Origin of the sequence: Algoriella sp. (genome assembly GCF_036647415.1) — a bacterium.
Lineage (GTDB): Bacteria > Bacteroidota > Bacteroidia > Flavobacteriales > Weeksellaceae > Empedobacter.
The window spans coordinates 1-26853 of sequence record NZ_JAVXKG010000038.1; the positions used below are offsets into that span (position 1 = coordinate 1).

Genomic DNA, 26853 nt, shown 5'->3' on the forward strand with positions numbered 1-26853 from the left:
ACTATATATCATAGTATACTTATACTGAACACAATATTTATATAAACCTATTTATGATAAATGTTTATTTTTGCATTAAATAAAGACATTTATAAAAAATGAATCATACATTTTCTGACCATCACCAGGTACAAGTAGTTTCTTCTTTTTTGGAGCTTATAAATACAAGTTTTCATGGAGCAAAAAATGCTATTTGTTGGCAAAGAAATTTAGATGGTGATTTCGAAGAAATTACTAATCAACTTTCTTTAAAAGAAAATGTGACAGAGGTTTCTACTAAAGATCTTTTACAATTAAATTTATCAGAAAAAGGAAACCTTGCAAGAGAAATAATTTTGAATGATTTGCAATTATTAACTGATTTTGGTGCATTACCTTCTCTTAATTTAATAAAAAAATACAATAAAGACGAAGAGTTTGACTTCATTTCAACAGATGTTTACTCTTTTCATGTAGATCGTTCGCCAATTAGTAGCGATACATTTTTGTGTACTTATTTTGGTGCTTCAAGTGATATAATTTCTAATGAAGAAGTTGAACAAAAAATATTGATTCCAAGTATTAGAGAAAAGTTGAAAGAATTACATAACGGTCCAGACGAAGAATTTGAAGACTTCTTGAAAGAATATTATTTTGATTTACATTATCAAGTCAAACCAAATGGAACACCAACTAATTTAGAATTGGGTAATCTGTGGAAATTGGCAGTAGATCATCCCCAACAAAATGTTTTACCTTGTGTTCATCGGGCTCCTGTAGAGAATGAGGGAGAATACCGATTACTTTTGATTTGTTAAACCGGTATTCTCCATTTTTTTATATTATTTTTTGATAAACAGCTAGCGTTTCATTTTTTTCTGTTATTTCATTTATATATTCTAAACCTAGTTTTTCTATAAGTAAAATAGAAGAAATATTTTCTGGCAATGTAATAGCAAGCACTTTATTACAGATTTTATTCGTTTTGATTATTTCCATAAACTTTTGACTTGCCTCATAAGCATATCCTTTTTTTTCAAATTCTGGTAAAATTGCAAAACCAATATCATAATCCTCTAAATAATCTCTTTTAATAAGTGTAACAAGACCCAATGATTTTTGAGTTTCTTTTAGTTTAAAAACCAAATAAGTATAATTACTATTGTTTACAATTTTATGAATGTAATGAGCAGCATCTTCTATATTATTTATATTTCTGTCTCCAATATTTTTTATCCAACCCTCAGAATTAACCAATTGATAAATAAAATCTGAATCTTCATTTTTCATGGGTTCTACAAACAACCGCTCTGTTTCAAAACTTATATTTTGCATTGTATTTTATTCTTGTATTATTTACAATTTTTAAAAATGTAAAAATAAACCTATTGCAATAAAAAAGATACTACATCACAAAAAATCTTAAAAACAAAGTAGAATTAACCCGTTGTGTATTTTGAATTAAAATTCGTCAGTTCGAGTAATTTTTAAAAATATAATGAATTAAAATTTATATCGAGAAGAGAATTTTAGTCTAAAAATAACCGATACATTATTCTAGTTAAATAAATTAGAGAGAATATATTTTTCTAAAAATAGATTAAGATGTCAATTGTCTTATATTTGAAAAAATAAAAAAATAAATGAGTACAAAATTTAAATTATTAAGTAGTCAACCCGCTTTTGTTGATTTATCTTTATTATTGGTTCGTCTTGCTGCAGGAGGATTCATGTTTTCTCACGGTTTTGGTAAATTACAAAAATTAGTAAATGGAAGTTTCGAGTTTGGAGATCCAATTGGTTTAGGTCCAGAAATATCATTAGGATTAACGGTTTTCGCCGAAATACTTTGTGCATTTTTTATTTTAATTGGCTTATTTACACGTGTTGCCGCAGTTCCATTAATCATTACAATGTTAGTTGCCGTTTTTATCGTTCATGATGGAGATCCATTTGGTAAAAAAGAGTTGGGATTATTTTATTTATTTAATTATTTAGTTTTATTTTTATCAGGTTCAGGAAAATATTCTGTTGATAAATTAATACTAAAGAAATGATAAAATTTATAACTTACGGATTATTAATTTGTTCCTCAACATTATTTGCTCAATCAAAATCAATGAAAAATAATAGTTATAAACCGTTAACAAAATCAGAAACGAGTTTAATAAAAGAAAAAAAATCGTACGAAACATTTCGTGTTTTATTAACAACGTCTGATGCTGACACCAAAATATTAAAAGCAAAATCAATAGATATCGATCCAAAAGATCCGTTAACAAAATTGTTAGCGGATCGTATGTTTGCAACCGTGCAAGATGAGGCCAGCAAAGGTGTTGGTATTGCGGCACCACAAATTGGTATCAATCGTAATGCGGTTTGGGTACAACGTTATGACAAAGAAGGAGAACCTTTTGAGTTTATTATTAATCCAAAAATAACGTGGTATTCTGATATTGTTCGTTATGGTCGAGAAGGTTGTTTGTCTATTCCAGATATTTTCGGAAAAGTGCATCGTAGCTTAATTCTTCGATTAGAATATTATGATTTGGATGGTAATTTTCATGATGAATCTGTAGAAGGTTTTACAGCGGTAATTTTTCAGCATGAATATGATCATTTGATTGGAACGCTTTTTACGGACAGAATAAAAGAGCAAGAAGAGTTAAATTATGTAAAAGCTGAAGTAATGAATGATGTTTTTTATCTAAAAAAAGCAAATTCTGACACTGATGATGACGAAGAAGATTAAAAAAATATTAAATTGATACAAAATATTATGCTTGGCATAGTTTTTAGTTTAATTTTGTAAGAACTTATATCAGAAAATTGTTAGCATACACTACATATACACATCCAACAAGCTCAGAATGGGTTACTTTTGTTCATGGAGCAGGAGGAAGCTCGACGATTTGGTTCAAACAAATCAGAGAATTTAGTAAACATTTTAATGTCTTATTATTAGATTTAAGAGGTCATGGTCGTTCTAAAAAGAATATAAAAACACTTTTTGAGAAACGATATACCTTCAAATCTGTTGCGAAAGATGTTATTGATGTTTTGGATCATCTTAAAATTGACAAAACACATTTTGTTGGTATGTCATTGGGAACAATCGTTATTCGACAATTAGCAGAAGATTATTCTAACCGTTTCAACTCAATGATTATGGGTGGTGCAATAATGAAGATGAATTACCAAAGTCGTTTTTTTATGAAGGTTGGTAATCTATTCAAACACATGATTCCGTATCTGTTGTTATACCGTATTTTTGCTTTTGCAATAATGCCAAGAAGTGCACACAAAGAATCTCGAAATTTGTTTATCAACGAAGCGAAAAAATTGTATCAAAAAGAATTTTTGAAATGGTTCAAACTTACCGCAGACATTAATCCTTTGCTAAAATGGTTTAGAGAAGTTGAGTTAAATATTCCGACGCTTTATGTGATGGGCTCTGAAGATCACATGTTTTTGCCATCTATTCAGAAATTGATAAAAACACATAAAAAGCATTCAGAATTAATTGTGATAGAAGATTGTGGACATGTTGTTAACGTCGATCAACCACAAGTCTTTAACGATAAAGTGATTGAGTATATTAATCGAATAAAAATATAGTAGAAAAGCTTCCAAATTTGGAAGCTTTTTTTAGTTTAAATATCGCTCTATAAAATTATAATCTAAGTCGTAATAATAGATTTCATTATTCTCAAAAGTTAATTCAAATTGCTGCCCATTTCCTTTTATACTAATTAATTTACAAGGATTAATTTCGCTTAATTCACCACCAAAATAATAGTAATAAAATTCTGTTTTATAATTCTGTTGATTTTTTATTGATATTTTTTTCGACGGATGTTTCACTAATTCTGTCCAAAATAAAAAAGTTTGGGCTTTGCTTAATTGTTTTCCATTAATATTAATTAAACTTAGTAGCGGGAAGTATTCAGATTCGTGGTACTTCTTTTTATTATTCATTATAGAACCTGAATAGCTAAGGGCTAATTCCAAACTCGAATAAAAATAACTCATTGGATAAGCATAAACACGTATCGATTTTATAATTTTATTATTCTTAATGACAAGTAAAATGTTCTCTGATGCATCTGTAATATTTTCTTCATAATTATCTTTTAATGAAAGTAATTCTGCATTATTAATTTTCTGCTCTAAAAATTGATGAAACTTTTTGTCCAATTTACCTTCAAAAACACCTTTTTTTCCATTAAAAGCCTCATTTGCACTAATTACTGTTCCGTTTTTTTGAATAGCGATATTTATAATACCACAACTTCCGTAGCAACCACTTGATGTAGAAATAATTTGATCATAATCTAATGGTGTTTTGATGTTGTTATCTTGTCGCCCAAGTGTATCAAGACTATAATCACTTTCATATTTAATAACCATTTCTTTTTTGTTTATTGATAAAATTTTAAAAAATGGTTTCATTTTATTAATAGAATCAAAATAATGAACTGTTGAATCTTTAATATCAAATTTGATAGAATTACCTAAAAATTTAGTTGGAATAAATGTCTTATGCTCTCGATTTCCATAGGTTTTGTAATACCCATTATAATATCCGTGACTATTATATATTGAATCATAATCAAATTGATAAATAACAGGATTCATAACTGCCATTTTAGTTGACCAGACGCCTTGCATTTGTTTTAATAATTCTTGATCTGCTTCGGAATTATCTTTACAGGAATTAAAGGATAATAGGAGTATAAAAATATAGATGTACTTCATAAATAATTTATTGAATTAAGATACAATAAAATAATCATTAAAAAAGCTTCCAAATTTGGAAGCTTTCTGCGTTTATTTTGATCTTTTTTCTAACAAATCTGGACGACGTTCTTTCGTACGTTCCAATGCCTGTTCATGAAGCCATTCTTCAATTTTCGGAAAATTACCCGAAAGTAAAATATCCGGAACTTTATGACCTTTATATTCAGACGGACGTGTATAAATTGGCGGCGCTAACAAATCGTCCTGAAACGAGTCTGAAAGAGCAGAAGTCTCATTTCCAATAACACCTGGTAAAAGACGAATAATAGAATCTGCCAAAATAATTGCACCAAATTCTCCACCAGAAAGTACATAATCACCAATAGAAATTTCACGTGTAACATGCATATCACGAATACGTTGATCAATTCCTTTGTAATGTCCGCAGATCATCATCAAATTACCTCTCAACGACAAATCATTTGCAATGGCTTGATTCAATGTTTCGCCATCTGGTGTCAAATAAATAATTTCATCATATTCACGTTCGTCCTTCAACTTCAAAATCATTTTGTCCAACGGTTCGCACATAATTACCATTCCAGATGTTCCGCCATAAGGCGCATCATCTATGTGGCGATAACGTCCTTTTCCAAACTCTCGTAAATCATGTACCTTAACTTCAACCAATCCTTTATCCTGCGCACGTTTCATAATAGAGGCAGAAAATGGACTAACTAATAATTCGGGTAAAACTGTGATAATATCTATTCGCATGTTGCAAAGATATTTTAAAAAAATTGTTTTGAAAGAAATCATTGATGAAAGAATTTATATCATAAATAATTTTGATGTCTTTCATATCCTTATTCAAATGAAATCGAGTAAATTTGTACAAAATTATATTCAAATGTTTTTACATAACAGACATAGACGACTACGCAAAAACGAATCAATTCGTAGTATGATTCGCGAAAATCATTTGTCACCAAACGATTTTATTTTACCAATTTTTGTGGCTGAAGGAGAAGGAGTAAAGGAAGAAATTTCTGCAATGCCGGGTATCTATCGTCAATCTATTGATAATACAATAAAAGAAGTTAAAGAAATCTGGGATTTAGGAATAAAATCTGTTAACGTATATTGTAAAGTTAGCGATAACTTAAAAGATAATACAGGAAAAGAAGCATGGAATCCGAATGGGTTGATGCAAAATACAATAAAAGCAATAAAAGATACAATTCCAGAAATGATTGTGATGCCTGATGTTGCTTTAGATCCATTTTCTATTTATGGACATGATGGAATCATAAAAAATGGTGAAATCGCAAATGACGAAACTGTAGAAGCATTGGTAAAGATGACATTGTCTCACGCCGAAGCTGGTGCCGATTTTGTTGCACCGTCTGATATGATGGATGGACGAATTGGCGCAATGCGCGAAGCCTTAGAAGATAATGGTTTTCATAACGTAGGAATTATGTCGTATGCAGCGAAATATGCATCATCTTTTTACGGACCTTTTCGTACAGCATTAGATTCTGCACCAGTTGATACACAAGATATTCCGAAAGATAAAAAAACGTATCAAATGGATTATCACAATTCACAAGAAGCTTTGCGCGAAGCAATTGCAGATGTAGAAGAAGGAGCAGATATTTTGATGGTAAAACCTGGTATGGCTTATTTGGATATTGTAAAATTAGTGAAAGATAATTTGCAAGTTCCGGTATCTGTTTATCAAGTTTCTGGAGAATACGCAATGATAAAAGCCGCTGTAGAAAAAGGTTGGTTAGATAATGATAAAGTTATTTTAGAATCTTTAACATGTTTTAAAAGAGCAGGAGCGGACCTAATTTCGACTTATTTTGCAAAAGAAGCTGCACGATTATTAAATGATTAATTAGCCCTTAAATAATAAATAAAAGCCACTCAAATCTGAGTGGCTTTTGTATTTTAATTCAATTGATAATCAACAATTTTCGGGATAAATTGTTGTTTCTCTAAAGTTGACAACAAATTTTGTTGTTCAGCTAAAGCTTGTTCTTTTTTATAATAATTTTTTTCGTATCCAGTTTGAATATCTTTAATAGATGAAACTTTACCTTGTTTTACCAAAAAAATCTGAAATTTTACATATCTCTCAGCAAGTTTCCCATAAATATCTTTGTTTTCTATATTTGCTTCGTAAATATCCGAAACATAAACTTCATTATTCTGTCCATAAGCTATGGAAAAGAAATAATGTGTCTTATCACTCTTTGTTTGACTGTATACCAACCCAGCAATAAAGAATAATAGTAATACTAAACCTTTTTTCATTTTACCAATTATTTGTGGTGCAAGTATATGAAAACTTTCACAACCCTAAGGTGTATTGTGTAATTTTATTTTATATGTAAAAATTAAAGCTACAATTTGAAGTAAAATAATCAACAAATAGGAGTGTTGTGTAATATGTCATCATTTCTATTTAATTTTTTTATCTTTGTAGTTATAAATAAGACTTAAAATGTTTCAAAATCTTCAGGATAAATTAGATAAAGCATTACATACTTTAAAAGGGAAAGGACAAATTACAGAAATTAACGTTGCAGAAACAGTAAAAGAGGTTCGTAGAGCCTTAGTAGATGCGGATGTTAGTTATAAAGTTGCAAAAGATTTTACAAATGTTGTAAAAGAAAAAGCAATGGGAGAAAATGTAATTACTTCGTTGAATCCAGGACAATTAATGGTAAAAATTGTTCACGACGAATTAGCAAAATTAATGGGAGGTGAGGTTACCGAACTAAAAATTGATGATAATCCTACTATTATTTTAATTGCTGGTTTACAAGGTTCTGGTAAAACTACTTTTTCTGGTAAATTGGCTAATTACCTTAAAACAAAAAAGAACAAAAAAGTATTGTTAGTTGCTGGTGACGTTTATCGTCCAGCTGCCATCAATCAGTTACAAGTTTTAGGAGAACAAATTGGTGTTGATGTATATGCAGATTTAGAAAATAAAAATCCTGTAGAAATTGCGCAGTCTGCAATTGCACAAGCAAAACAAAACGGTAATAATGTAATTATTGTCGATACAGCAGGTCGTTTGGCTATTGATACACAAATGATGGATGAAATTCGTCGTGTACATCAAACTGTAAATCCTACAGAAACTTTATTTGTTGTAGATTCTATGACAGGTCAAGATGCTGTAAATACAGCAAAAGCTTTCAACGATGTATTAAATTATAATGGAGTTGTACTAACAAAATTAGACGGTGATACACGTGGTGGTGCGGCTTTAACTATCAAAACAGTCGTAGACAAACCAATTAAGTTTATTTCGACTGGAGAAAAAATGGAAGCTTTAGACGTTTTCTATCCAGAGCGTATGGCCGATCGTATTTTGGGAATGGGAGACGTTGTGTCTTTAGTAGAACGTGCTCAAGAGCAATTTGATGAAGAAGAAGCAAAACGTTTACAGAAAAAAATTGCCAAAAATAGTTTCGATTTTGATGATTTCTTGAAACAAATTCAACAAATCAAGAAAATGGGTAACATGAAAGATTTAGTCGGAATGATTCCTGGTGCTGGAAAAGCTATGAAGGATGTTGAGATTGATGATAACGCTTTCAAAGGTGTTGAAGCAATTATTCATTCAATGACAAAAAAAGAACGTCAAAATCCAAACATAATAGATAATTCTCGTAAGAAAAGAATTGCTGGAGGTTCGGGAACATCATTACAAGAAGTAAATCAATTATTGAAACAATTCTCTGAAATGGGAAAAATGATGAAGTTCATGAATTCTGCTAATGGAAAAAAGATGATGGAAACAATGTCTAAAAATGCTCCAGCTGGTGGTTTTCCTGGAATGCCAAAAATGTAATTTATTTTATAGTTAATATATTTTCTAAGGACTCAACAAAGTGTTGAGTCTTTTTTATTTTATAATTATAACTTAATTCTTCAATATATTATATAGAGTATACTTTTAAAACAATCTATTTAACATAATATATATTATAATAATAAAATATCAAAGATATTTTATTATTAATAATCTTTATTATGTTAAATAGTAAAATTAATGCACTATTATATAACACATAAACACGCTATCTCTATATAATTTCAATAAAAGAAATAGTTTAGGATTGAATAGTTTATTATTAATTGAATTCATAATTCATTTTATTAAATTGCATACATGAAAAAAATTGTGATACATTGGTTTCGACGAGATTTAAGAATAACAGATAATCATGCATTAAGTTTGGCTTTAAATTCTGGTTTCGAAGTTTTACCGCTATTTATATTTGATGAAGATATCCTGAATCAATTAGATGATAAAACAGATCGTCGTGTAGATTTTATTCATCAATCTTTACAAAATATAAATCAAGAGTTAAAAAAATACAACACATCTATTTATTCTTTTTTCGGAACAGTAAATGATGCATTTAAGTATTTAACAAATGAATATCAAATTGCAGAAGTTTTTTGTAATGAAGATTATGAACCGAATACAATAAAAAGAGATGAAAATGTAAAATTATTTTTAGAATCACAAAACATAAAATTTACTTCGATTAAAGATCAAGTCATCTTTTCTAAAAATGATGTTTTAAAAACAGACCAAACTCCTTACACTGTTTATACACCATATTCTAAAAAATGGAAAGAAAAGTTAAATGCAAATCATTTTCAAAATTATGATTGTAATGTTGATCATTTTTTCTCTCATTCTGCTCCTTTACATACACTCGAAGAAATTGGTTTCAAGAAAACAGATATTCATTTTGAAGCGCCTATTTTAAATCAAAATATTATTTCAAATTATGATGAATACCGTGATTATCCGTCTTTAGATCATACAACTCATTTAGGCGTTCACTTACGTTTTGGTACAATATCTGTCAGAAAATGTGTTGAATATGCTTTAAATCATAATCAAACATGGTTAAATGAATTAATTTGGAGAGAATTTTTCATGCAGATTCTTGCTCATTTTCCAAAAGTTACAACCAAATGCTTTAAAGAAAAGTATGAAAATATTGTATGGCGAAACAATGAGATTGAATTTACAAAATGGTGTAATGGTGAAACTGGTTACCCTATTGTTGATGCAGGAATGCGAGAATTAAACGAAACTGGTTTTATGCATAATCGTGTTCGAATGATTGTAGCAAGTTTTCTTTGTAAGCATTTATTAATTGACTGGCGTTGGGGAGAAAGTTATTTTGCTCAAAAATTATTAGATTATGATTTATCTGCAAATAATGGAAATTGGCAATGGTCTGCTGGTTGCGGTTGTGACTCTGCTCCTTATTTCAGAATTTTTAATCCGTACGAACAAACCAAAAAGTTTGATAAAGAGTTAATTTATATTAATCATTGGATTCCGAATTTGAACGATTTAGACTACCCTACACCAATTGTAGAACATCAATTTGCAAGACAAAGAGCATTAAAAACTTACAAAGAAGGAATAAATAACATGCTGTAATTTAATTATATAAATATTTTTACTTAAATATATAATTTAAGTAATGAATTTAAAAAGATATAAGATAATTAGAAAATTGTATAAAACAATCGCCATTTAAAATCTAGACCTTTGTACGACAAAATTAAAACTTATGGACACACAAAATATTAGTATTCCAATACTTAATTTAAATACAGAAAAAGATGTTTCTACAATTGAAACATTACTTGCCGAAATAGAGAATTTAGAACAATTTATAGTTGATTCAAAAACAAAATCTATTTCTATTACTGCCAAAAAATTACCAAAAGTTTTACCAAAAGTTTATGATGCTTTAAAACAAAATAAGTTTGAAATAAATACTGTTCAAAAAACATACCCTGTACTTAACATGACTTGTGCTTCTTGTGCAAGTAGTTCACAAGCTAATTTACAAAGACAAATTGGTGTTGTAAATGCAGAAGTTAATTATGGAAACGGTATGGGAAAAATTGAATTTATTCCGAATTTGATTACGCCAGAAAAACTTAAAAACACACTAAATAATGTTGGTTTCGATTTGATGATTGATGAAAAAATTAATCAAGATGAAGAAATAGAACAATTACACGAAAAAAAATACAAGGATCTAAAAAATAAAGTCATTTATGCATTAATTTTTGGTTTTCCACTTTTTATTATTGGTATGTTTTTTATGGATATGCCGTATGGAAACTATATTATGTGGGCGTTGTCCACTCCTATTCTATTTATTTTTGGACAACAATTTTTTGTTGGAGCTTGGAAACAACTTAAAAATAAATCTGCTAATATGGACACTTTAGTAGCTCTAAGTACAAGTGTTGCTTATATTTTTAGTGTTTTCAATACATTGTTTCCAGAGTATTGGCACAGCAAAGGTTTGCACGCACATCCCTATTTTGAAGCTGCTGGATTAATTATTGTTTTTATCTTAATTGGTAAATTATTAGAAGAACGCGCCAAAGGAAATACATCCGAAGCAATCAAAAAGTTGATTGGTTTACAGCCAAATACGGTAACTATTTTACGAGATAATCAGCAAGTTGAAACAAAGATAGAAGATGTTCAAATAGGAGATTTAATTTTAGCAAAACCAGGAGAAAAAATAGCTGTCGATGGTAAAATAGTTCAAGGAGAATCATTTATTGATGAAAGTTCTTTAACAGGAGAACCAATTCCGGTAGAAAAAGGTATAAACTCGGAAGTTTTCTCAGGAACAATCAATCAACAATCTTCTATACAATACAAAGCGCTAAAAGTTGGAAATCAGACATTATTAGCACAAATTATTCAATCTGTAAAAAATGCGCAAGGAAGTAAAGCTCCAGTGCAAAAATTGGTTGATAAAATTGCTGGAATTTTTGTTCCGATTGTTATCGTAATAGCATTATTAACTTTTGTAACATGGTTAATATTAGGTCAAGAAAATGCTTTTACAATGGCACTATTGTCTATGATTACAGTTTTAGTTATCGCATGTCCATGTGCACTTGGTTTAGCAACACCTACTGCAATTATGGTTGGAATGGGAAAAGGTGCTGAAAATGGAATCTTAATAAAAAATGCTGAAAGTTTAGAATTAGCCAAAAAAATTGATACAATTATTTTAGACAAAACAGGAACAATTACCGAAGGAAAACCTAAAGTTCAGGAATTAATTTGGTTAGATAATTCTGCTAAAGACATCTTGTTTACAATAGAAAATAATAGTCATCATCCTCTTGCAAAATCAATTACAGATTTTTTAGGCGATGAAGTTAATTTACTTCATTTAAATGTTGAAGATATTTCAGGTAAAGGTCTGAAATCGAATTATAATAATAAAAATTATTACGTTGGTAAAGTTGGTTGGATTGATGAATTAAATATTCAGAAAACCAATGAAGTTAATCAATTGATTGATTCATTTTCAAATAAAAATTACACCATTTCTTTCTTTGGAGATGATGAAAAAGTGTTGGCTTTGATTGGAATTTCAGATCAAATAAAATCAACATCTATAGAAGCAATTCAATCTTTTCATGAAAAAGGAATTGAGGTTTGGATGGTAACTGGTGATAACGAATTTTCTGGAAATGCTATTGCAAAACAAGTAGGCATAGATCATGTTGTAGCAAATGCATTACCAAATGATAAAATGGATATTATCAAAGATTTACAAAAGAAAGGAAAAGTTGTTGCAATGGTTGGTGACGGAATTAATGATAGTGCAGCTTTGGCACAAGCAGATGTAAGTATTGCAATGGGAAATGGTTCTGATATTGCAATAGATGTAGCCGAAATTACGTTGATTGGTGGAGATTTAACAAAAATTGATCACGCAATAAATCTATCAAAACAAACTGTCAAAACAATTCATCAAAATTTATTTTGGGCATTTATTTACAATATAATCGGAATTCCGATTGCTGCGGGAGTTTTATATCCTTTCAACGGATTTTTGTTAGATCCTATGCTTGCAGGTGCTGCCATGGCACTAAGTAGTGTAAGTGTTGTTACAAATAGTTTATTCTTGAAATATAAAAAAATATAGATAAAAAGATTCAGTAATAACCTGTTGTACATTTTGCTAATTTTAGTAATAAAACCGTCAATTCGAGTGAAATTCTGTAAGAATTTTGTATCGAGAATAAGGTTTTAGAAGATAAAATTCTATTCTCGATACAATTTTTATTCATTTCATTTCTAAAAATCACTCGAACTGACGAATTTTAATTCAAAAGGCACAAGAGGTTTTGAATAATAAATCGGCTAATTCTTCTAAAATTATAATTTAGAAAGAATTAGTCGATTTTATTGTATATTCGATTTTGAATTGATAAACCTATGAAAGCAATTATTACAGGAGATGTGATTAATTCTCGTGAAGTTGAATCTGAAATTTGGATAAAAGAATTACATAAACTTTTTAATACAATTGGTAAAGATCCTAAAGATTGGCAGATTTATGATACGGATCATTTTCAATTAATAATTGATGCAAACAAGGCTTTAGAATTTTCTTTATTAATAAAAGCAACACTAAAAGCCATAAAACCATTAGATGCACGAATAGCAATTGGCGTTGGAGAAACTGATACTCTTTCAGAAGAAATAACTGCCTCTAAAGGTGTGGCGTTCTCCTATTCTACCGAACAATTTAAGGAGTTAAAAAAATCTACGTTGTCTATAAAAACACCAAACGAAAGGATTAATCAAGAATTAAAAACTGTGGTTGATTTGTTGACTTTTATTCTACATAATTGGACTGAAAAGATGGCAGAATATTTTAGAATTGCTTATCTCAATCAAAATCTTAATCAAAAACAATTGGCAAAATTATTAGAATTAAAAAGCCAAAGTACAGTAAGTAGTATTCTGAAACGTGCAGCTTACGAAGAAATTTTACAAGCCATTATATTTTATCAAATAAAGTTAGAACAATTGTAAAAATATATCTTACTACTCTTCTCTAAATTTTGTAGGCGTTATACTTGTTTGACTTTTGAAAAAATTAGAAAAATAAGCGTGATCGACGAAACCCAGTTCAAAAGCAATTTCTTTAATAGAAAGATCTGTAGACTGAAGTAATCGTTTAGCTTCTAATAATATTCGTTGTTGAATCAATTGAGTAGCAGATAAATTTAGATTTTTCTTACAAAGTATATTAAGATAATTAGCAGATATATTAAGCTTTTCTGCATAAAAAGTAACTGATTTTTCCTCTTTAAAAAACTGATCTATTAGCATATTAAATTTTGCTAATCTTGGATTTGATTGATAAATTTTTGCTCCTGTAAAAATTTTCTCAGCCGCCTTACTAACAATAGCTGCTATTACAGCTGCTCTCGTACTAATTATATCTTGAAGGGAATCAGTCGCTTTTAATTCATCTTTTATAGCATCAAACTCATATTTTAAAAGATCAAAATTATGGTCTGATAGAGCAATAACGGGATGATTCGTATAATCTGTAAACGAAAAACGGAAATATGATGAAAAACGATCAAAAAAAGCTTTATCAATCATCAATTGATAACCTGTAGTATCGGGCATTATATTCCATTTATGAACTTGACCTGGAAATAAAATATGCACTTGCTTATTTCCGATTTCATAATCTTGAAAATCTATATTATGAGTACCTTTTGCTTGCTCGAACAAAACGATGATAAAGAAATCATGTTTATGAGGTTTACTAATATGTCGTTCTCCATGAAGTTCATTGTAAAGTAGTTCTTTTCTTCCGGCAGTCTGCCCTTCTCTGAATTCCTGAATTCCAATAATAGGTACATATTTGTTGTCGGTATGTAAGTTCATCTTTCTAAAACATCTTGTTATACTGCATTCTTTGGGAATTTATAAAAAAAATATGGTTTAACATGTAAGTTTTACACGTTAAACCATATTAAATAAATATTATACTAAATAAGTTCCTATTTTGGTTCTTGATGTGTTGTTGGCGTATGAATAATATCGGAGTATACCGTTTTATCGTCATTATTCGGATAAATTCTGTAAGTAAATTCCTTTTTTGTTAAGACTGTAATATCTACAACACGTGTAAATAAGACAGTTCCTGCATCATTTTTAGCTACAATAGTTCTAGTTTTTCCATCAGCTGAAACTGACCAATCTCCTTTCATTTTAGGAGAATTATCCAAATTATACATCGTAAATGTACCGTTAGACTTAAAATAAGCAAAACCTACAAAATTAGACACATTAGGATCGGCTAATACTACATTCTCATTTTTATTGTTTTTTGCATTAGTAGTTTCCCAAGGTGTGCTCGCTAAAATTTCGCTTGGAGTTAAGATTGGTTCTACACTATCATCATCATTTGTACAACTAAAAATTAGAGAAGTACAAAATGCAATCAAAAGTGATAACGTGATTTTTTTAAATGTTTTCATATATATTTAATTTGTTTAAAACAAAACTATACATAATAACTTCAATGCTTTTGTTCTATTTATTACAAAGCTTGAATAATTTATAACTAAAAAACTATCTTACCATTGTGAATCAATGATTTTATAGATGAAATACGTGAAACAGCTTCTGCCGAACAGCTTGCGTCAACAAATACCAAGTTCGCTTCATCTCCAACTTTTGGCCATTGTTGATTTCCATTGTCATTCAAAGGAAGTTTATAACGCGTAGCAAAAGCTAATGTTCTAGATAATTCCCATTCTGTTTCATAACCATATAATTCTGCTATAAGATTTGCTTTTTGAAGCATATTTCCAGATCCGAAAGTATTCCAATGATCTTGAATATTATCATTTCCGATTAATACTTCTACACCATGTTTTCGAAGCGTTGGAATTGGCATAATCATATTTCCAAAAGGAACAGATGATACAATACCTACTCCTGCATGCGCCAATTTTTCTGCTATTTTTTCAGTTTCAGTTTCATTTAAGGCACTCAAAGCAAAAGCATGACTTACGAAAGCTTTACCGCGGAGTTGTGGATTTTCTTCTGTTTTATCAATTAGATATTGAATTGTGTTCATTCCACTTTCGCCCATTTCATGAAGATGAAGATCAATTCCTTTGTTATTATCTATCGCAAGTTGTGTTATCTGCTCCATTGGTTTTTCTATGCTTCCATCCAAAGAATAAGGGTCTACTCCACCAATATATGCTACCGAATCCATCTTTGCTACATCCTTTAAAATAGGCAATGTATCTGTGTAGTACAAACCATGTTGTGGAAATGCAACCAGTTCGGCAGTAATCGATGTTTTTTTATTTTGTAATGCTTTTTCTAAATGTTTCAAAGAATTCAGACCAGAAGTTGGATCAACATTAAAATGCGAACGAATATATGCTGTACCGTATCCTTGTACAAAATCAATCATTTTTTCTGTTCTTTCCACCGAAGTTTTTAACCATTCTGGAATCATCTTTTGCTCATAAGCAATCATATCTTTTACAGTTCTTCTTTTCGAAGAAACTGCTTGCCAAGGTAATCCGAAAAGCATTTTATCTAAATGTGCATGCATGTCTTTAAAAGCTGGCAACATCAAATAACCTTTCGCATCGATTGCTGTACTATTGGGTTCATTCGGTTTGATGTTTTTTATCTGACCATTCTCTATATCAATACAGAATAAATCTGTTTTTGTTTTGATGATTTCTTGATCATTATACTCAAAACCTGTTTCAAGTAATACATTTTTTAAACGATATGATGTTTTGTTTTCCATTTTTATTGAGATAATATTTTCACGATTTCGTTAAAATTCTTGTTTTTAGCATGTTGAAGAGCGGTAACGCCATTACTATCTGGAATTTGAAGATTTGCACTAGCATCTTTCAAGATTTGTACTATTTCTTGATATTTTTTAGATCCATCGCCTAATACGACAGCTTCCATCAGCGCTGTCCATCCCAAACGATTAATATGATCTATAGGATAATCTTTTGTATTTGCAAGTAATCTTACCGTTTCTACGTGACCACGTTCACAAGCAGGAATTAAGGCAGTACCATTATAACGATTAAACAAATCAAAGAGAGCGCCATGAACCAGATATAATTTTACTAACTCCGTTTGTCCACTTGCACCAGCATATAGAAAAGCATTATCTTGATTATCCGCTTGCATATTAACATCAGCACCTTTTTCTACTAATAGTTTAGCCATTGCAATTTGTTTATTCATCGTAGCCAATAATAAAATATTACGTTTATTTTTGTCTTGTGCATTTACGTTAGCACCATTTTCTAATGCATTTTTAACTGCCTCAATATCATTTTTTGAAACAAGTTCAATTATATTTTCCTGTATCATAACGGCTTCTTTTGATATGGAATCATCTGATGTTCCACAAGAACTGAAGACTTCCATAGAGAGTAAAAACAATAGTACTTTCATCTTTTTTGAATTAAATAATTACTGATTAATTAAGTACAAAGTTCAGCATATTTTGAACCGCGCATTTGTGACTTTTATCTTAATCCTTGAAAGATTTATTCTTTGTATAAAAAGAATATTTGTAAGTTTATTTTTATTATTAAATACATGAACAATATTTACGAACCAGAGTTTGTTAAGAAACTATTCAACCAAATGTCAAGTTCTTATGAAAGAATGAATTATATAACTTCTTTTGGATTTTCTATTCGTTGGAGAAAGCAGTTCTTAGACAAATTAGGAAAGTCAGATGAAAATCTCAATGTTATTGATTTACTTTCTGGATTAGGAGAAAATTGGACATTTTTAAAAAATAATTTCCCAAATGCTAATTTCCACGCTTTAGATTTTTCGGAAGAAATGATTTCCCAATCTTATAAAAAGAAACAAAAAGTTTTTGAAGATAATCTTGATTTACGTTGTGAAGATATGCTTAATAATAATTTAAAATCAAACTATTATGATATAATTTCTTGTGCTTATGGTTTGAAAACTTTTAATAATGAGCAACTAGAAATTTTAGCAAAAGAAGTGAATCGAATATTAAAACCAAATGGAAAATTTAGTTTTGTAGAAGTATCAAAGCCCAAAAGTCAATTTCTACTCTATTTTTATCGTTTTTATTTAGGAAAAATAATTCCAATTTTAGGAAAAATATTTTTAGGAAATCCTGATAATTATAAGATGTTATGGATTTATACTCAGAATTTTGGTGATAGCGAAAAAGTGAAAGAAATATTTGAGCGACACAATCTAAAAGTAAATTTGGATAGCTATTTTGGAGGTTGTTCAACAGGAATTAGTGGCAAAAAATTGTAATTTTATGGTAATCTCATAACAATCTATTATCCCATTCATAAATTTCTAATTCATAAATTTTCACTTTTTCAGAAAAATTAGGATGTTTTGTATTGATGAGGTAGTTAAACTCTTTCGGAATAATTGCAGAAGGAACTCTCATTGCCAAAAACTTAAAGTCTTGATACCATTTAGAACCTATTTCTTGTAATTTTGGATATGCTTCTACAGATTGCCAATTTTTAGGTAATTTAGTTTTAGAAATATCCATTATTTCAGTTTCTTCACAATCTAATTCTATCACCAATAATTTATACGAATTGTCTATGTTGATATAATTTCTATGCACAACCAATTCTAAGGTAGATAATGCACGTGAACTTGCCGTATAAATAACAAATTCATCGTTTTTATTCCATCTATTGGCAACTCCAGAGGCTTGTAACGACTGCGCATACTTTGCTTTACGAATATTATAGACAAGCATAATTATACGTTTTCTCCAAACTCCATAGCAGTCAACCTATTATCAATAAATTTTAAACCCGAAACAGTATCTAAAAAATCCATTGGTGCTTTATTATCTAGCAAAATATTAGGCGTTGTTAACCAATGTTCAAAATCCTCTTTTGTCATAAAAACATCTAAACCATGTTTGTATAGCGAAATTAACAATACAATTTGTTCTTTTGTATTATCTTTAAGAGATACATCTTTTGTTTTATAATTGCGATATGTACGTGTTGTAATATTTAACCATTTCGAAATAATTTCGTCTTTTAAACCAGATAATTCATCTAAAAAATGAATATATTTTTGATCTATATTATATTGATTAACATAAAAATATACATTAGTAAAATCTCTTACTTCAGGAATTTCATCAATGATTTGTTTGTAGCTTTTTAGTTTAACGGTTGTCATAATTTTAAACTTTCCACAAATTTACAATTTTTCCACTTGCAAAAAGTACTTTTTCCTAATTTTAACTTTTATGTATAAAAAAAAGAGATTATTTTCACAATCTCTTTCTTTCAAATTATTATTTAGATTTAATTCTTATTTCAAAGAACCAACCATTTCTTCTGGTTTTACCCACTCATCAAATTCTTCCGCAGTTACATATCCTAATGCAATTGCAGTTTCTTTTAGTGTTGAGTTATTTTTATGTGCTGTTTGCGCAATTTCTGCAGCTTTGTAGTAACCAATTTTTGTATTAAGAGCTGTAACTAACATCAATGAGTTGTTTACTAATTCTTCGATACGCGCATAATTTGGTTCGATACCTTGTGCACAATGTTCGTCAAAAGAAACACAAGCATTTCCTAATAAAATTGCTGATTGTAAGAAATTAGCTGCCATTAATGGTTTGAAAACATTCAATTCATAATGACCTTGCGTTCCACCAATTGTAATTGCAACATCGTTACCCATTACTTGCGCAGCAACCATAGTTAAAGCCTCACATTGCGTAGGATTTACTTTTCCTGGCATGATAGAAGATCCTGGCTCATTTTCTGGAATATGAATCTCTCCAATACCCGAACGTGGTCCAGATGCTAACATACGAATATCATTCGCGATTTTGTTTAACGAAACTGCTAATTGTTTTAAAGCTCCATGAGTTTCTACAATTGCATCGTGAGCAGCTAAAGCTTCAAATTTATTTTCAGCCGTTACAAATGGTAAACCTGTAAATTCTGCAATATATTTTGCTACCGTAACATCATAACCATCTGGTGTATTAAGACCTGTACCAACAGCAGTTCCACCTAAAGCAACTTCAGATAAATGCTCTAAAGTATTACGTAAAGCTTTTAAACCGTAGTTTAATTGCGCTACATAACCCGATAATTCTTGTCCTAAAGTTAAAGGAGTTGCATCCATTAAATGTGTACGACCAATTTTAACAACGTTCATATACTCAGCAGATTTTTTAGCTAAAGTATCACGTAATTGTTCAACACCAGGAATTGTAACTTCTACAACAGCTTTGTATGCCGCGATGTGCATTCCTGTTGGAAAAGTATCGTTAGAAGATTGAGATTTATTTACATCATCGTTCGCTTTAAGAACTGGTTCTCCTTCGCCAATTTTGAAACCAGCCAAAACTTGTGCACGGTTTGCAACAACCTCGTTCACATTCATGTTAGATTGTGTACCAGAACCCGTTTGCCAAATAACTAATGGAAATTGATCGTCTAATTTTCCTTCCAAAATTTCATCACAAACTGCTGCAATTGCATCACGTTTTTCTGTTGATAAAACACCCAATTCAGCATTTGCATAAGCAGCCGCCTTTTTTAAGTAAGCAAAACCTTCTACAATTTCTTTTGGCATAGAACCAGCTGGTCCAATTTTAAAATTATTACGAGAACGTTCTGTTTGTGCACCCCAATATTTTTCTGCAGGAACTTTTACTTCCCCCATGGTGTCTTTCTCAATTCTGTATTCCATTTTGGTATATTTTTTATTATTTAGTATAATTAATTACTACAAATTTAAGAAATCGTTTCTTGAAAGAAAAGTGATTATTGTTAGTATTTCTATAAATTTTATTTAGTAAATTTGTTGTTCATAAAAATAAAATCATGATTCAATTTTTAGGTTTCTTATTATTTTTAACAGTCGCTTTATGTGGATTCTGGGGTATCATCTTTTTTGCAACGATGGCTATTTCATGGATACCAATGTGGCTTGCGAATTTAAGAAAAGAAAAAGCTGGAATAATAACAGCAGAAGAACCTCGCCCGATTTTACCAAATCAAGAGGGTATCACAGTATTATTCAAGAAATAATATATACTGTTATTGAAAAAATTAAAAAGGAGCTTGACGAAGCTCCTTTTTTTATTCTACTTTAGATTCTTCGTTTAAATTTCCTTCAATATAATTTTTTAGACTAATTCGGGTAATTTCATTCCAACCAGCTTCAAAACTTGTTCTTGAAAAATTTGGATCATCAGGTGGAAAAGTTTCTACACCTTCATGTGTCAAAATCAATTGGGTTTGATTTCCTAAAATATCTTCAATTTCTTTCAATTCAAACGTAACCAAAGAATCTCCTTCGTAAATAGGATATTTCCAAGTATACGCAATTTTTTGATTGGTATCTATTTCAACTATTTTACACCGATGTAAATAAGAACCACCATAAAATTGAAACTCAAATCCTACAATTGGTTCAAATTTATCAATGTCAAAATACCATTTATCAAAAGCCTCTTTATTTGTTAATGCGAACCAAAGTTTATCTATTGGAGCGTCAAAAATTTCTTTTATAATTACGGGTTGTGCACTCATTTTTATTTTTTTTATGGTTTGTTTAATTTAATGATTTTTTTAATTGTTATTTAAAATTACACCAAAATTTTAATCATTACATTTGTGTTGTAAAATTTTTTAAAATGAAATTTAATAAAACTTTTTTAAGTGTTTTAGGACTATTTGCTAGCTTTTCGCTTTATGCACAACAAGAAGTAAGCCGTCCTAAATTAGTAGTTGGAGTTGTAGTGGATCAAATGCGATGGGATTATCTTTATCGTTATCAAGATCGTTATTCGTCAGGAGGTTTTAATCGTATGTTAAATGAAGGTTTTAGCAACGAAAATACTTATATACCTTATTTGCCTACTTATACAGCAATTGGTCATAGTACTATTTATACAGGTTCTGTACCTGCGATACATGGAATTGCAGGAAATGATTTTATCATTCAAGCAACTGGTCAAGAAATGTATTGTACGCAAGATGATGCTGTAAATGGTGTTGGAACAACAAGTAAAGCAGGAAAAATGTCTCCAAAAAACTTGTTAACTTCTACAGTTACAGATCAATTAAAATTAGCAACAAATTTTCGTTCGAAAGTATTCGGAATATCATTGAAAGATCGTGGAGGAATTTTACCTGCTGGTCATTTTGCTGACGCTGCTTTTTGGTTTGAAGGAGAATCTGGTAAATGGGTTTCGAGCTCTTTTTATATGAATGAATTACCAAAATGGTTACAAAAATTCAATGATAAAAAACTGACTGAAAAATATTTAGATAAATGGAATACACTTTATCCGATAGAAACTTATGTACAAAGTGAAAAAGATGGAAATCCATACCGCGAAAATTATAAAGGATTAACAAAAAGTGAATTTCCTTATGATTTGAAAGCGCTTAAAAAAGAGAATGGTTTAGGATTAATTCGTTCTACACCTTTCGGAAATTCTTTAACAAAAGATCTTGCAATAGAAATTATTGACAACGAAAATTTAGGTCAAAACCAAGCAGGAATTACAGATTTCTTAGCTGTTAGTTTTTCTTCTACAGATTATGTTGGACATCAATTTACGCCAAATACAATAGAGGCTGAAGATACTTACTTGCGTTTAGACAATGATTTAGAAGAATTATTTAATCATTTAGACAAAAAAGTTGGTAAAGGAAATTACTTAGTTTTCTTAACGGCTGATCATGGTGGAGCTCATAATCCTAAATATTTTCAAGATAAAAAAGGAAATGCTGGCTATTTCCCAACAGGAGAAGTAAAAAAAGGATTAAATGAAAAATTGAAAGAAGAATTCAAAATTGCTGATATTGTACGTTCATTAACAAATTATCAAGTTCATTTAAATTATCAAATTATCGAGCAAAATAAACTAGACGAAGAAGAAATTAAAGACGAAATCGTAAAATTTATGCGAAAAGTTAATGGTGTTTCTTTTGTTGCTGATATGGATAAAATTGGCGAGGCTTCTATTCCTGCACTTATAAAAGAGCGTATGATAAATGGATATAATTATAAAAGAAGTGGTGCAATAAATTATATTTTAGAGCCACAATGGTATGGCGGTAAACAAAATAGTGGTGGAACAACACACGGTACTTGGGGATCTTATGACGCGCATATTCCTTTTGTATTAATGGGTTGGGGAATAAAACATGGAAAAAATAACAATCCTGTTCATATGACAGACATCGCTCCTACTATTTCTGCTTTATTGCATATCGAAGAGCCAAACGGAAATATTGGAAAACCTGTAACAGAGGTTATCAATCAGAAATAAACTGTACAAAATAAAATGAAAAACGCTGTCAATAATTGACAGCGTTTTTCATTATCGAATTACAATAGTTTTATGAACTATTTTAGGCTTTCTTGTATTTATAAAAAAACTTAAAATTGATATTATTAATAATGGAATAAATATAAATAATATAGTATTAATACCTAATAATCCTATACCTAATACAATACCAGCAATAGAATGTCCACTTCCTGAGACTTCATATTCAGCTCCATTTTCAATATCTAATGCTAAATAAGAAGACCAAATAAAAAAAATAAGTATAACGAAAAATGCGTACAAAGCTTTTTTTCCTGATTCAATTTTAGAATAATGTTTTGTAATTTTCTTACTATTTGGAATATTTTCACTCAAATAATTATAAATTTCATTCCTTATTTCTTTATTTTTTATTTTCAATTCTTCGTATGAATTTTGACCAAAAAAGATTTGTATACACTCCTTTCTTTCATCTAGTCTGACTTCCTTCAATACAGATTGGTTAATTTCAAAAAGATTTAAATTTTGCGTATCTCCAGTTTTTAATTTTCTAAAAATAGATTCTAATTCACTCTCTTTAGGATTTCCTTTATATATCGTATTATTTAAATAAGCAATTATTTTACTATCTCCTTTCTCAATACTTTTCCAAACATTCATGTATTTTCCTATTATTTTATTTAAAAATACAATAATTCTCATATTAATAATTATTTATTGATGGCGTTTTTTTATTTTTATCAATCAAAATACAATCAATATGAATTTCTCATCATCATTAATTACAGTAAAAGAATTACACGATAATTTATCACTTCAAAATTTAATTATTTTAGATTGTACGATTGATAAAGTTGGACAATCACTTCAAAATGAAAAATTAGAATTAATTCCAAATTCACGTTTTTTTGATTTAGAAGGTAAATTTTCTGACCATACTGTAAATCTTCCACATACATTGGTTAATGAAAAAACTTTTTCCGATGAAGCTCAAAATTTAGGCATTAATCAAGATTCGATTATTGTATGTTACGATCGTTGGGGCGTTTATTCAAGTCCGCGTGTTTGGTGGATGTTTAAAACAATGGGATACAATAATGTATATGTTTTGGATGGAGGTTTACCAAGTTGGATTGAAAATAATTTTGAAACAAATTCCATCTATTTTCAATCAACAAAAAAAGGAGATTTTACAGCTGATTTTCAGGAAGATTGGTTTGCAGACATACAAGTTATGTTAAATTCAATAAACGATAGAAACAAAACTATTATAGATGCTCGATCAGAAGGGCGTTTCAATGGTACTTCTCCCGAGCCAAGGCAAGGTTTGCGAAGCGGACATATACCAAATTCGAAGAATTTATTTTTTGAAAATGTTTTGGATGGAACAACTTTAAAATCTAAAACTGAATTGAAAAGTATATTTGAGAAACTAACCAATTCTACAAACGAAAATATCTTTACTTGCGGATCTGGAATTACCGCTTCTATCCTAGCCTTCGCTTCTACAATTGCTGGTTTTGATAACATAAAAGTATATGACGGTTCTTGGTCTGAATGGGGCGCTGACGAAAACTTACCGATAGAATAACAAAATTAATACTTAAATTTAAAAATGTTAATTTATAAAAATTATGATGAATCTAAATTACTTTTATATCAACTATTAAAGTATGGAATAATTATTTTTAATGTTATCTTCTTCATAATTATAGCTTGTATAATCATTAAGAAGATTAATTTTAATTTAGGAGTTATATTATTCCTTTACTGTTTTATTCTTGGTTTTTACATTTACCAGAAAACAATGTCTGTTGGATTGTTTGAAATACATGATAAATATATCAAATCTAAATCTCACATATTTAATCGATGGAAGATTTATCAATTAGATGATGTCTTTTATGATTATAATTATATCAAGGATAAAGAATATTTAAATATTTATTTTGATGATAAACAATTTGGATTTTTAGAGGATGATATAAACAATTCAAATACTATAAATTTTATTACAAAGAATATTTCTAAAAATATTTTTCACAAAAAATCTTGGAAATTTTATTTGTATAATTTTTTGTGTTTTTCTCCCTTTATTGTCTATATTACTTTTTTAAGCTTAATCAATCATAAAATTAGTAGTTTACAAAATAAATCCATACAAGAAAATGGGTATATTCAATTAAATGATAAAGTAAAAAAAATAAATTATAATAGAGGTGTGAGTAATACTATTGTTCTAAAATATAATATTCCTTTTGACTTTTCATTAGACAAAGACTCAATAAAATATAAAAATATAGAAGAAGGAGATTCAATTCAATTATTAATTTCTCCCTATGAATACAAAAAGAAAATTATTAAAACGGAACCTTTAAAATGGTATGATAAATATTTTGGCTATGAATCAATAGATATTTTAGGAGTTAAAAAAATTAAGTAATTTTCCTTCTTTTTTTATGGTAACTTTCTGAATAATCATAAAACCGTAAAGCGTAACTGGTAATGGAGACTGAAAGTTCTCACTCATCCAACCTGGAGAAATAGGTAATAATGATAACCAAAATAAGATCTTTACTTGCAGATCTGGAATTACCGCTTCTAAAATTGCTGGGTTTGATAACATAAAAGTATATGATGGTTCTTGGTCTGAATGGGGCGCTGATGAAAACTTATCGATAGAAAAATATTTACTGTAGAATTAATAAAATAGTCGTAACTTTATTTAAAATTATATTTTATGGTTGAAATTACTATTCAAGACTTACGAAATGCTCAACGAAAAGGTAGTAAAGAAGCTATTACAATAAACAAAGCTTTAGGATTATCTTATTTGACAGTACGTCGTGAGCAATTAATAAAGATTAATGCAGACGGATCTGAAGAAAAATTAGGTAAACCAGAATTTGGAACAAAAAAAATTCAGAAAGGACGTTACAAAATTAAATAATGAATGTGAAACGGTTTAGAATGTATGGTGGTCCAAATGGTTCTGGAAAATCTACATTGATAAATTTTATTACAGAAAATTACAATATTGGTTTTTCAATTAATGCAGATGTTATTGAAGCAAAATTGAGAAACCAATCTTTTATTAATTGTAAAGATTATTTGCCAAAAATTGTTACAAATAGCGAATGGAATCAATTTCAGTCTAAACTTATAGAAGATTCCCGATTTAAGCTTGAAGCTTTTTCTAAAATTACAATTACTGATAATATTTTAACTTGCAAGCAAGCTATTAATAGTTATCATGCTTCATTCATTGCCGAATTTTTTAGAGAATTATTACTTAAAAATAAATCTACTTTTTCTTTTGAAACTGTTATGTCACATCATTCTAAAGTAGAATTTCTAGAAAAAGCAAAAACAGAAGGTTTCAAAACGTATCTTTATTTCATTTGTACACAGGATCCTCGAATAAATATTCAACGTGTAAAAAATAGAGTTGAAAAAGGAGGACATGCTGTAAATGAAGATAAAATTATTAGCCGTTATTACAAATGTTTAGATTTATTATATGAAGCTTTTATGAAAGCTGATCGTGCATTTATTTTAGATAATTCTAATCAGAATCGTGATTTGATTTTAGAGAAAAAAGATGATGAAATTATCATTCACAACGAATTAATTCCTGATTGGATAAATCAATATTTATTGAATAAATTAACACTAGAATAACTGTTTTTTTTTAAAAATAGTCTCTTAAAACAATTAATTTTAAGAGACTATTTCTATTATATTTTATAAAAATGAATTACAATTAACTCAAATTTTTCTCTATTTTACGATTTGGTAATAACCATAAAAGTGGAATTAGGAAATAAATTATTATACTAAATAATGGATTAACAAAAGACAATCCAACTCCTAAAATATA

The 26853-nt window shown here is 29.1% G+C and carries 30 protein-coding genes; 16 read left to right on the plus strand and 14 right to left on the minus strand.

Annotation, left to right across the window (positions count from 1 at the left end; all coding sequences use genetic code 11):
- Window positions 1–98: 98 nt before the first annotated feature.
- Window positions 99–797 carry a DUF1826 domain-containing protein gene (locus tag RSC72_RS13495; RefSeq protein ID WP_332566046.1) on the plus strand — a complete coding sequence of 233 codons (699 nt, stop codon included), beginning with the start codon at window positions 99–101 and terminating at the stop codon, window positions 795–797.
- 19 nt (window positions 798–816) lie between these two features.
- Here RSC72_RS13495 and RSC72_RS13500 read toward each other — a convergent pair whose 3' ends face one another.
- Entirely contained in the window at window positions 817–1314 is a 498-nt protein-coding gene (locus tag RSC72_RS13500; RefSeq protein ID WP_332566047.1) for a GNAT family N-acetyltransferase, read from the minus strand.
- Between the two features lie 308 nt (window positions 1315–1622).
- Between RSC72_RS13500 and RSC72_RS13505 the strand changes: the two genes are divergently transcribed.
- The 3 genes from RSC72_RS13505 (at window position 1623) to RSC72_RS13515 (ending at window position 3597) form a co-directional block, all read left to right on the plus strand.
- On the plus strand, window positions 1623–2036 hold the full coding sequence (locus RSC72_RS13505) for a DoxX family protein (protein WP_332546691.1): 414 nt from the start codon (window positions 1623–1625) through the stop codon (window positions 2034–2036).
- Between the two features lie 62 nt (window positions 2037–2098).
- Window positions 2099–2731: a peptide deformylase gene (gene def / locus RSC72_RS13510; RefSeq protein ID WP_332546692.1), complete on the plus strand. Its 633-nt coding sequence runs from the start codon at window positions 2099–2101 to the stop codon at window positions 2729–2731.
- A 77-nt stretch (window positions 2732–2808) separates the two neighbouring features.
- Window positions 2809–3597, plus strand: coding sequence for an alpha/beta fold hydrolase (locus tag RSC72_RS13515; protein WP_332578573.1), 789 nt, complete (start codon window positions 2809–2811; stop codon window positions 3595–3597).
- Between the two features lie 30 nt (window positions 3598–3627).
- On the opposite strand, the gene RSC72_RS13520 is transcribed toward RSC72_RS13515, so the two are convergent.
- The gene (locus RSC72_RS13520; protein ID WP_332546694.1) at window positions 3628–4737 is read right to left on the minus strand and encodes a DUF6438 domain-containing protein; all 1110 of its coding nucleotides are present in this window, start codon (window positions 4735–4737) and stop codon (window positions 3628–3630) included.
- Between the two features lie 72 nt (window positions 4738–4809).
- Window positions 4810–5496, minus strand: coding sequence for a tRNA (guanosine(37)-N1)-methyltransferase TrmD (trmD, locus tag RSC72_RS13525; protein WP_332546695.1), 687 nt, complete (start codon window positions 5494–5496; stop codon window positions 4810–4812).
- A 133-nt stretch (window positions 5497–5629) separates the two neighbouring features.
- Between trmD and hemB the strand changes: the two genes are divergently transcribed.
- The gene (gene hemB / locus RSC72_RS13530; RefSeq protein WP_332546700.1) at window positions 5630–6622 is read left to right on the plus strand and encodes a porphobilinogen synthase; all 993 of its coding nucleotides are present in this window, start codon (window positions 5630–5632) and stop codon (window positions 6620–6622) included.
- A 53-nt stretch (window positions 6623–6675) separates the two neighbouring features.
- On the opposite strand, the gene RSC72_RS13535 is transcribed toward hemB, so the two are convergent.
- On the minus strand, window positions 6676–7041 hold the full coding sequence (locus RSC72_RS13535) for a hypothetical protein (protein WP_332546697.1): 366 nt from the start codon (window positions 7039–7041) through the stop codon (window positions 6676–6678).
- 190 nt (window positions 7042–7231) lie between these two features.
- Here RSC72_RS13535 and ffh point away from each other — a divergent pair, with 190 nt between their 5' ends.
- The 4 genes from ffh (at window position 7232) to RSC72_RS13555 (ending at window position 13645) form a co-directional block, all read left to right on the plus strand.
- The gene (ffh, locus tag RSC72_RS13540) at window positions 7232–8593 is read left to right on the plus strand and encodes a signal recognition particle protein (protein WP_332578574.1); all 1362 of its coding nucleotides are present in this window, start codon (window positions 7232–7234) and stop codon (window positions 8591–8593) included.
- A 321-nt stretch (window positions 8594–8914) separates the two neighbouring features.
- A complete protein-coding gene (locus RSC72_RS13545; RefSeq protein WP_332546403.1) occupies window positions 8915–10213 on the plus strand; it encodes a cryptochrome/photolyase family protein in 1299 nt (432 codons plus the stop codon).
- Between the two features lie 133 nt (window positions 10214–10346).
- Complete coding sequence (locus tag RSC72_RS13550; RefSeq protein ID WP_332546402.1) at window positions 10347–12749, plus strand: heavy metal translocating P-type ATPase; 2403 nt, start codon at window positions 10347–10349, stop codon at window positions 12747–12749.
- A gap of 293 nt (window positions 12750–13042) precedes the next feature.
- A complete protein-coding gene (locus RSC72_RS13555) occupies window positions 13043–13645 on the plus strand; it encodes a transcriptional regulator (RefSeq protein ID WP_332546401.1) in 603 nt (200 codons plus the stop codon).
- Window positions 13646–13657: 12 nt separating this feature from the next.
- Here RSC72_RS13555 and RSC72_RS13560 read toward each other — a convergent pair whose 3' ends face one another.
- The 4 genes from RSC72_RS13560 to RSC72_RS13575 form a co-directional block, all read right to left on the minus strand.
- Window positions 13658–14515 (minus strand): AraC family transcriptional regulator, encoded by an 858-nt coding sequence (locus RSC72_RS13560; RefSeq protein ID WP_332566339.1) that lies wholly within the window; start codon window positions 14513–14515, stop codon window positions 13658–13660.
- Window positions 14516–14631: 116 nt separating this feature from the next.
- Window positions 14632–15111, minus strand: a complete 480-nt coding sequence (locus RSC72_RS13565; RefSeq protein WP_332546398.1) for a DUF4822 domain-containing protein — start codon at window positions 15109–15111, stop codon at window positions 14632–14634.
- An 86-nt stretch (window positions 15112–15197) separates the two neighbouring features.
- Window positions 15198–16412, minus strand: coding sequence for an amidohydrolase (locus RSC72_RS13570; protein WP_332546397.1), 1215 nt, complete (start codon window positions 16410–16412; stop codon window positions 15198–15200).
- Window positions 16413–16414: 2 nt separating this feature from the next.
- Window positions 16415–17083: an ankyrin repeat domain-containing protein gene (locus RSC72_RS13575; protein WP_332546396.1), complete on the minus strand. Its 669-nt coding sequence runs from the start codon at window positions 17081–17083 to the stop codon at window positions 16415–16417.
- 147 nt (window positions 17084–17230) lie between these two features.
- Here RSC72_RS13575 and RSC72_RS13580 point away from each other — a divergent pair, with 147 nt between their 5' ends.
- Window positions 17231–17941 (plus strand): class I SAM-dependent methyltransferase, encoded by a 711-nt coding sequence (locus RSC72_RS13580; RefSeq protein ID WP_332546395.1) that lies wholly within the window; start codon window positions 17231–17233, stop codon window positions 17939–17941.
- A 13-nt stretch (window positions 17942–17954) separates the two neighbouring features.
- Here the strand turns inward: RSC72_RS13580 and RSC72_RS13585 are convergent, their stop codons facing one another.
- From RSC72_RS13585 to fumC, 3 genes are all read right to left on the minus strand, one after another.
- Window positions 17955–18407, minus strand: coding sequence for an RES family NAD+ phosphorylase (locus tag RSC72_RS13585; protein WP_332546394.1), 453 nt, complete (start codon window positions 18405–18407; stop codon window positions 17955–17957).
- A gap of 2 nt (window positions 18408–18409) precedes the next feature.
- Window positions 18410–18844: an MbcA/ParS/Xre antitoxin family protein gene (locus RSC72_RS13590; RefSeq protein ID WP_332566338.1), complete on the minus strand. Its 435-nt coding sequence runs from the start codon at window positions 18842–18844 to the stop codon at window positions 18410–18412.
- A 135-nt stretch (window positions 18845–18979) separates the two neighbouring features.
- Window positions 18980–20377 (minus strand): class II fumarate hydratase, encoded by a 1398-nt coding sequence (gene fumC / locus RSC72_RS13595; RefSeq protein ID WP_332578575.1) that lies wholly within the window; start codon window positions 20375–20377, stop codon window positions 18980–18982.
- A 134-nt stretch (window positions 20378–20511) separates the two neighbouring features.
- Here fumC and RSC72_RS13600 point away from each other — a divergent pair, with 134 nt between their 5' ends.
- Window positions 20512–20718 carry a hypothetical protein gene (locus RSC72_RS13600; RefSeq protein WP_332547088.1) on the plus strand — a complete coding sequence of 69 codons (207 nt, stop codon included), beginning with the start codon at window positions 20512–20514 and terminating at the stop codon, window positions 20716–20718.
- Window positions 20719–20769: 51 nt separating this feature from the next.
- Here RSC72_RS13600 and RSC72_RS13605 read toward each other — a convergent pair whose 3' ends face one another.
- On the minus strand, window positions 20770–21222 hold the full coding sequence (locus tag RSC72_RS13605) for an SRPBCC family protein (protein WP_332547090.1): 453 nt from the start codon (window positions 21220–21222) through the stop codon (window positions 20770–20772).
- A gap of 104 nt (window positions 21223–21326) precedes the next feature.
- On the opposite strand from RSC72_RS13605, the gene pafA reads away from it, so the two are divergent.
- Window positions 21327–22973: an alkaline phosphatase PafA gene (gene pafA, locus RSC72_RS13610; protein ID WP_332566411.1), complete on the plus strand. Its 1647-nt coding sequence runs from the start codon at window positions 21327–21329 to the stop codon at window positions 22971–22973.
- Between the two features lie 51 nt (window positions 22974–23024).
- Here the strand turns inward: pafA and RSC72_RS13615 are convergent, their stop codons facing one another.
- On the minus strand, window positions 23025–23675 hold the full coding sequence (locus RSC72_RS13615; RefSeq protein WP_332578576.1) for a hypothetical protein: 651 nt from the start codon (window positions 23673–23675) through the stop codon (window positions 23025–23027).
- A 58-nt stretch (window positions 23676–23733) separates the two neighbouring features.
- Here RSC72_RS13615 and RSC72_RS13620 point away from each other — a divergent pair, with 58 nt between their 5' ends.
- Window positions 23734–24564, plus strand: a complete 831-nt coding sequence (locus RSC72_RS13620) for a sulfurtransferase (protein WP_332578577.1) — start codon at window positions 23734–23736, stop codon at window positions 24562–24564.
- A gap of 216 nt (window positions 24565–24780) precedes the next feature.
- Complete coding sequence (locus tag RSC72_RS13625; protein ID WP_332578578.1) at window positions 24781–25416, plus strand: hypothetical protein; 636 nt, start codon at window positions 24781–24783, stop codon at window positions 25414–25416.
- On the opposite strand, the gene RSC72_RS13630 is transcribed toward RSC72_RS13625, so the two are convergent.
- Window positions 25393–25599 (minus strand): hypothetical protein, encoded by a 207-nt coding sequence (locus RSC72_RS13630; protein ID WP_332578579.1) that lies wholly within the window; start codon window positions 25597–25599, stop codon window positions 25393–25395. The genes RSC72_RS13625 and RSC72_RS13630 overlap by 24 nt on opposite strands.
- A 114-nt stretch (window positions 25600–25713) precedes the next feature.
- Between RSC72_RS13630 and RSC72_RS13635 the strand changes: the two genes are divergently transcribed.
- Entirely contained in the window at window positions 25714–25923 is a 210-nt protein-coding gene (locus RSC72_RS13635; RefSeq protein WP_332578580.1) for a hypothetical protein, read from the plus strand.
- On the plus strand, window positions 25923–26654 hold the full coding sequence (locus RSC72_RS13640; protein WP_332578581.1) for a hypothetical protein: 732 nt from the start codon (window positions 25923–25925) through the stop codon (window positions 26652–26654). The genes RSC72_RS13635 and RSC72_RS13640 overlap by 1 nt, the downstream gene beginning before the upstream one ends.
- The last annotated feature ends 199 nt before the right edge of the window (window positions 26655–26853 follow it).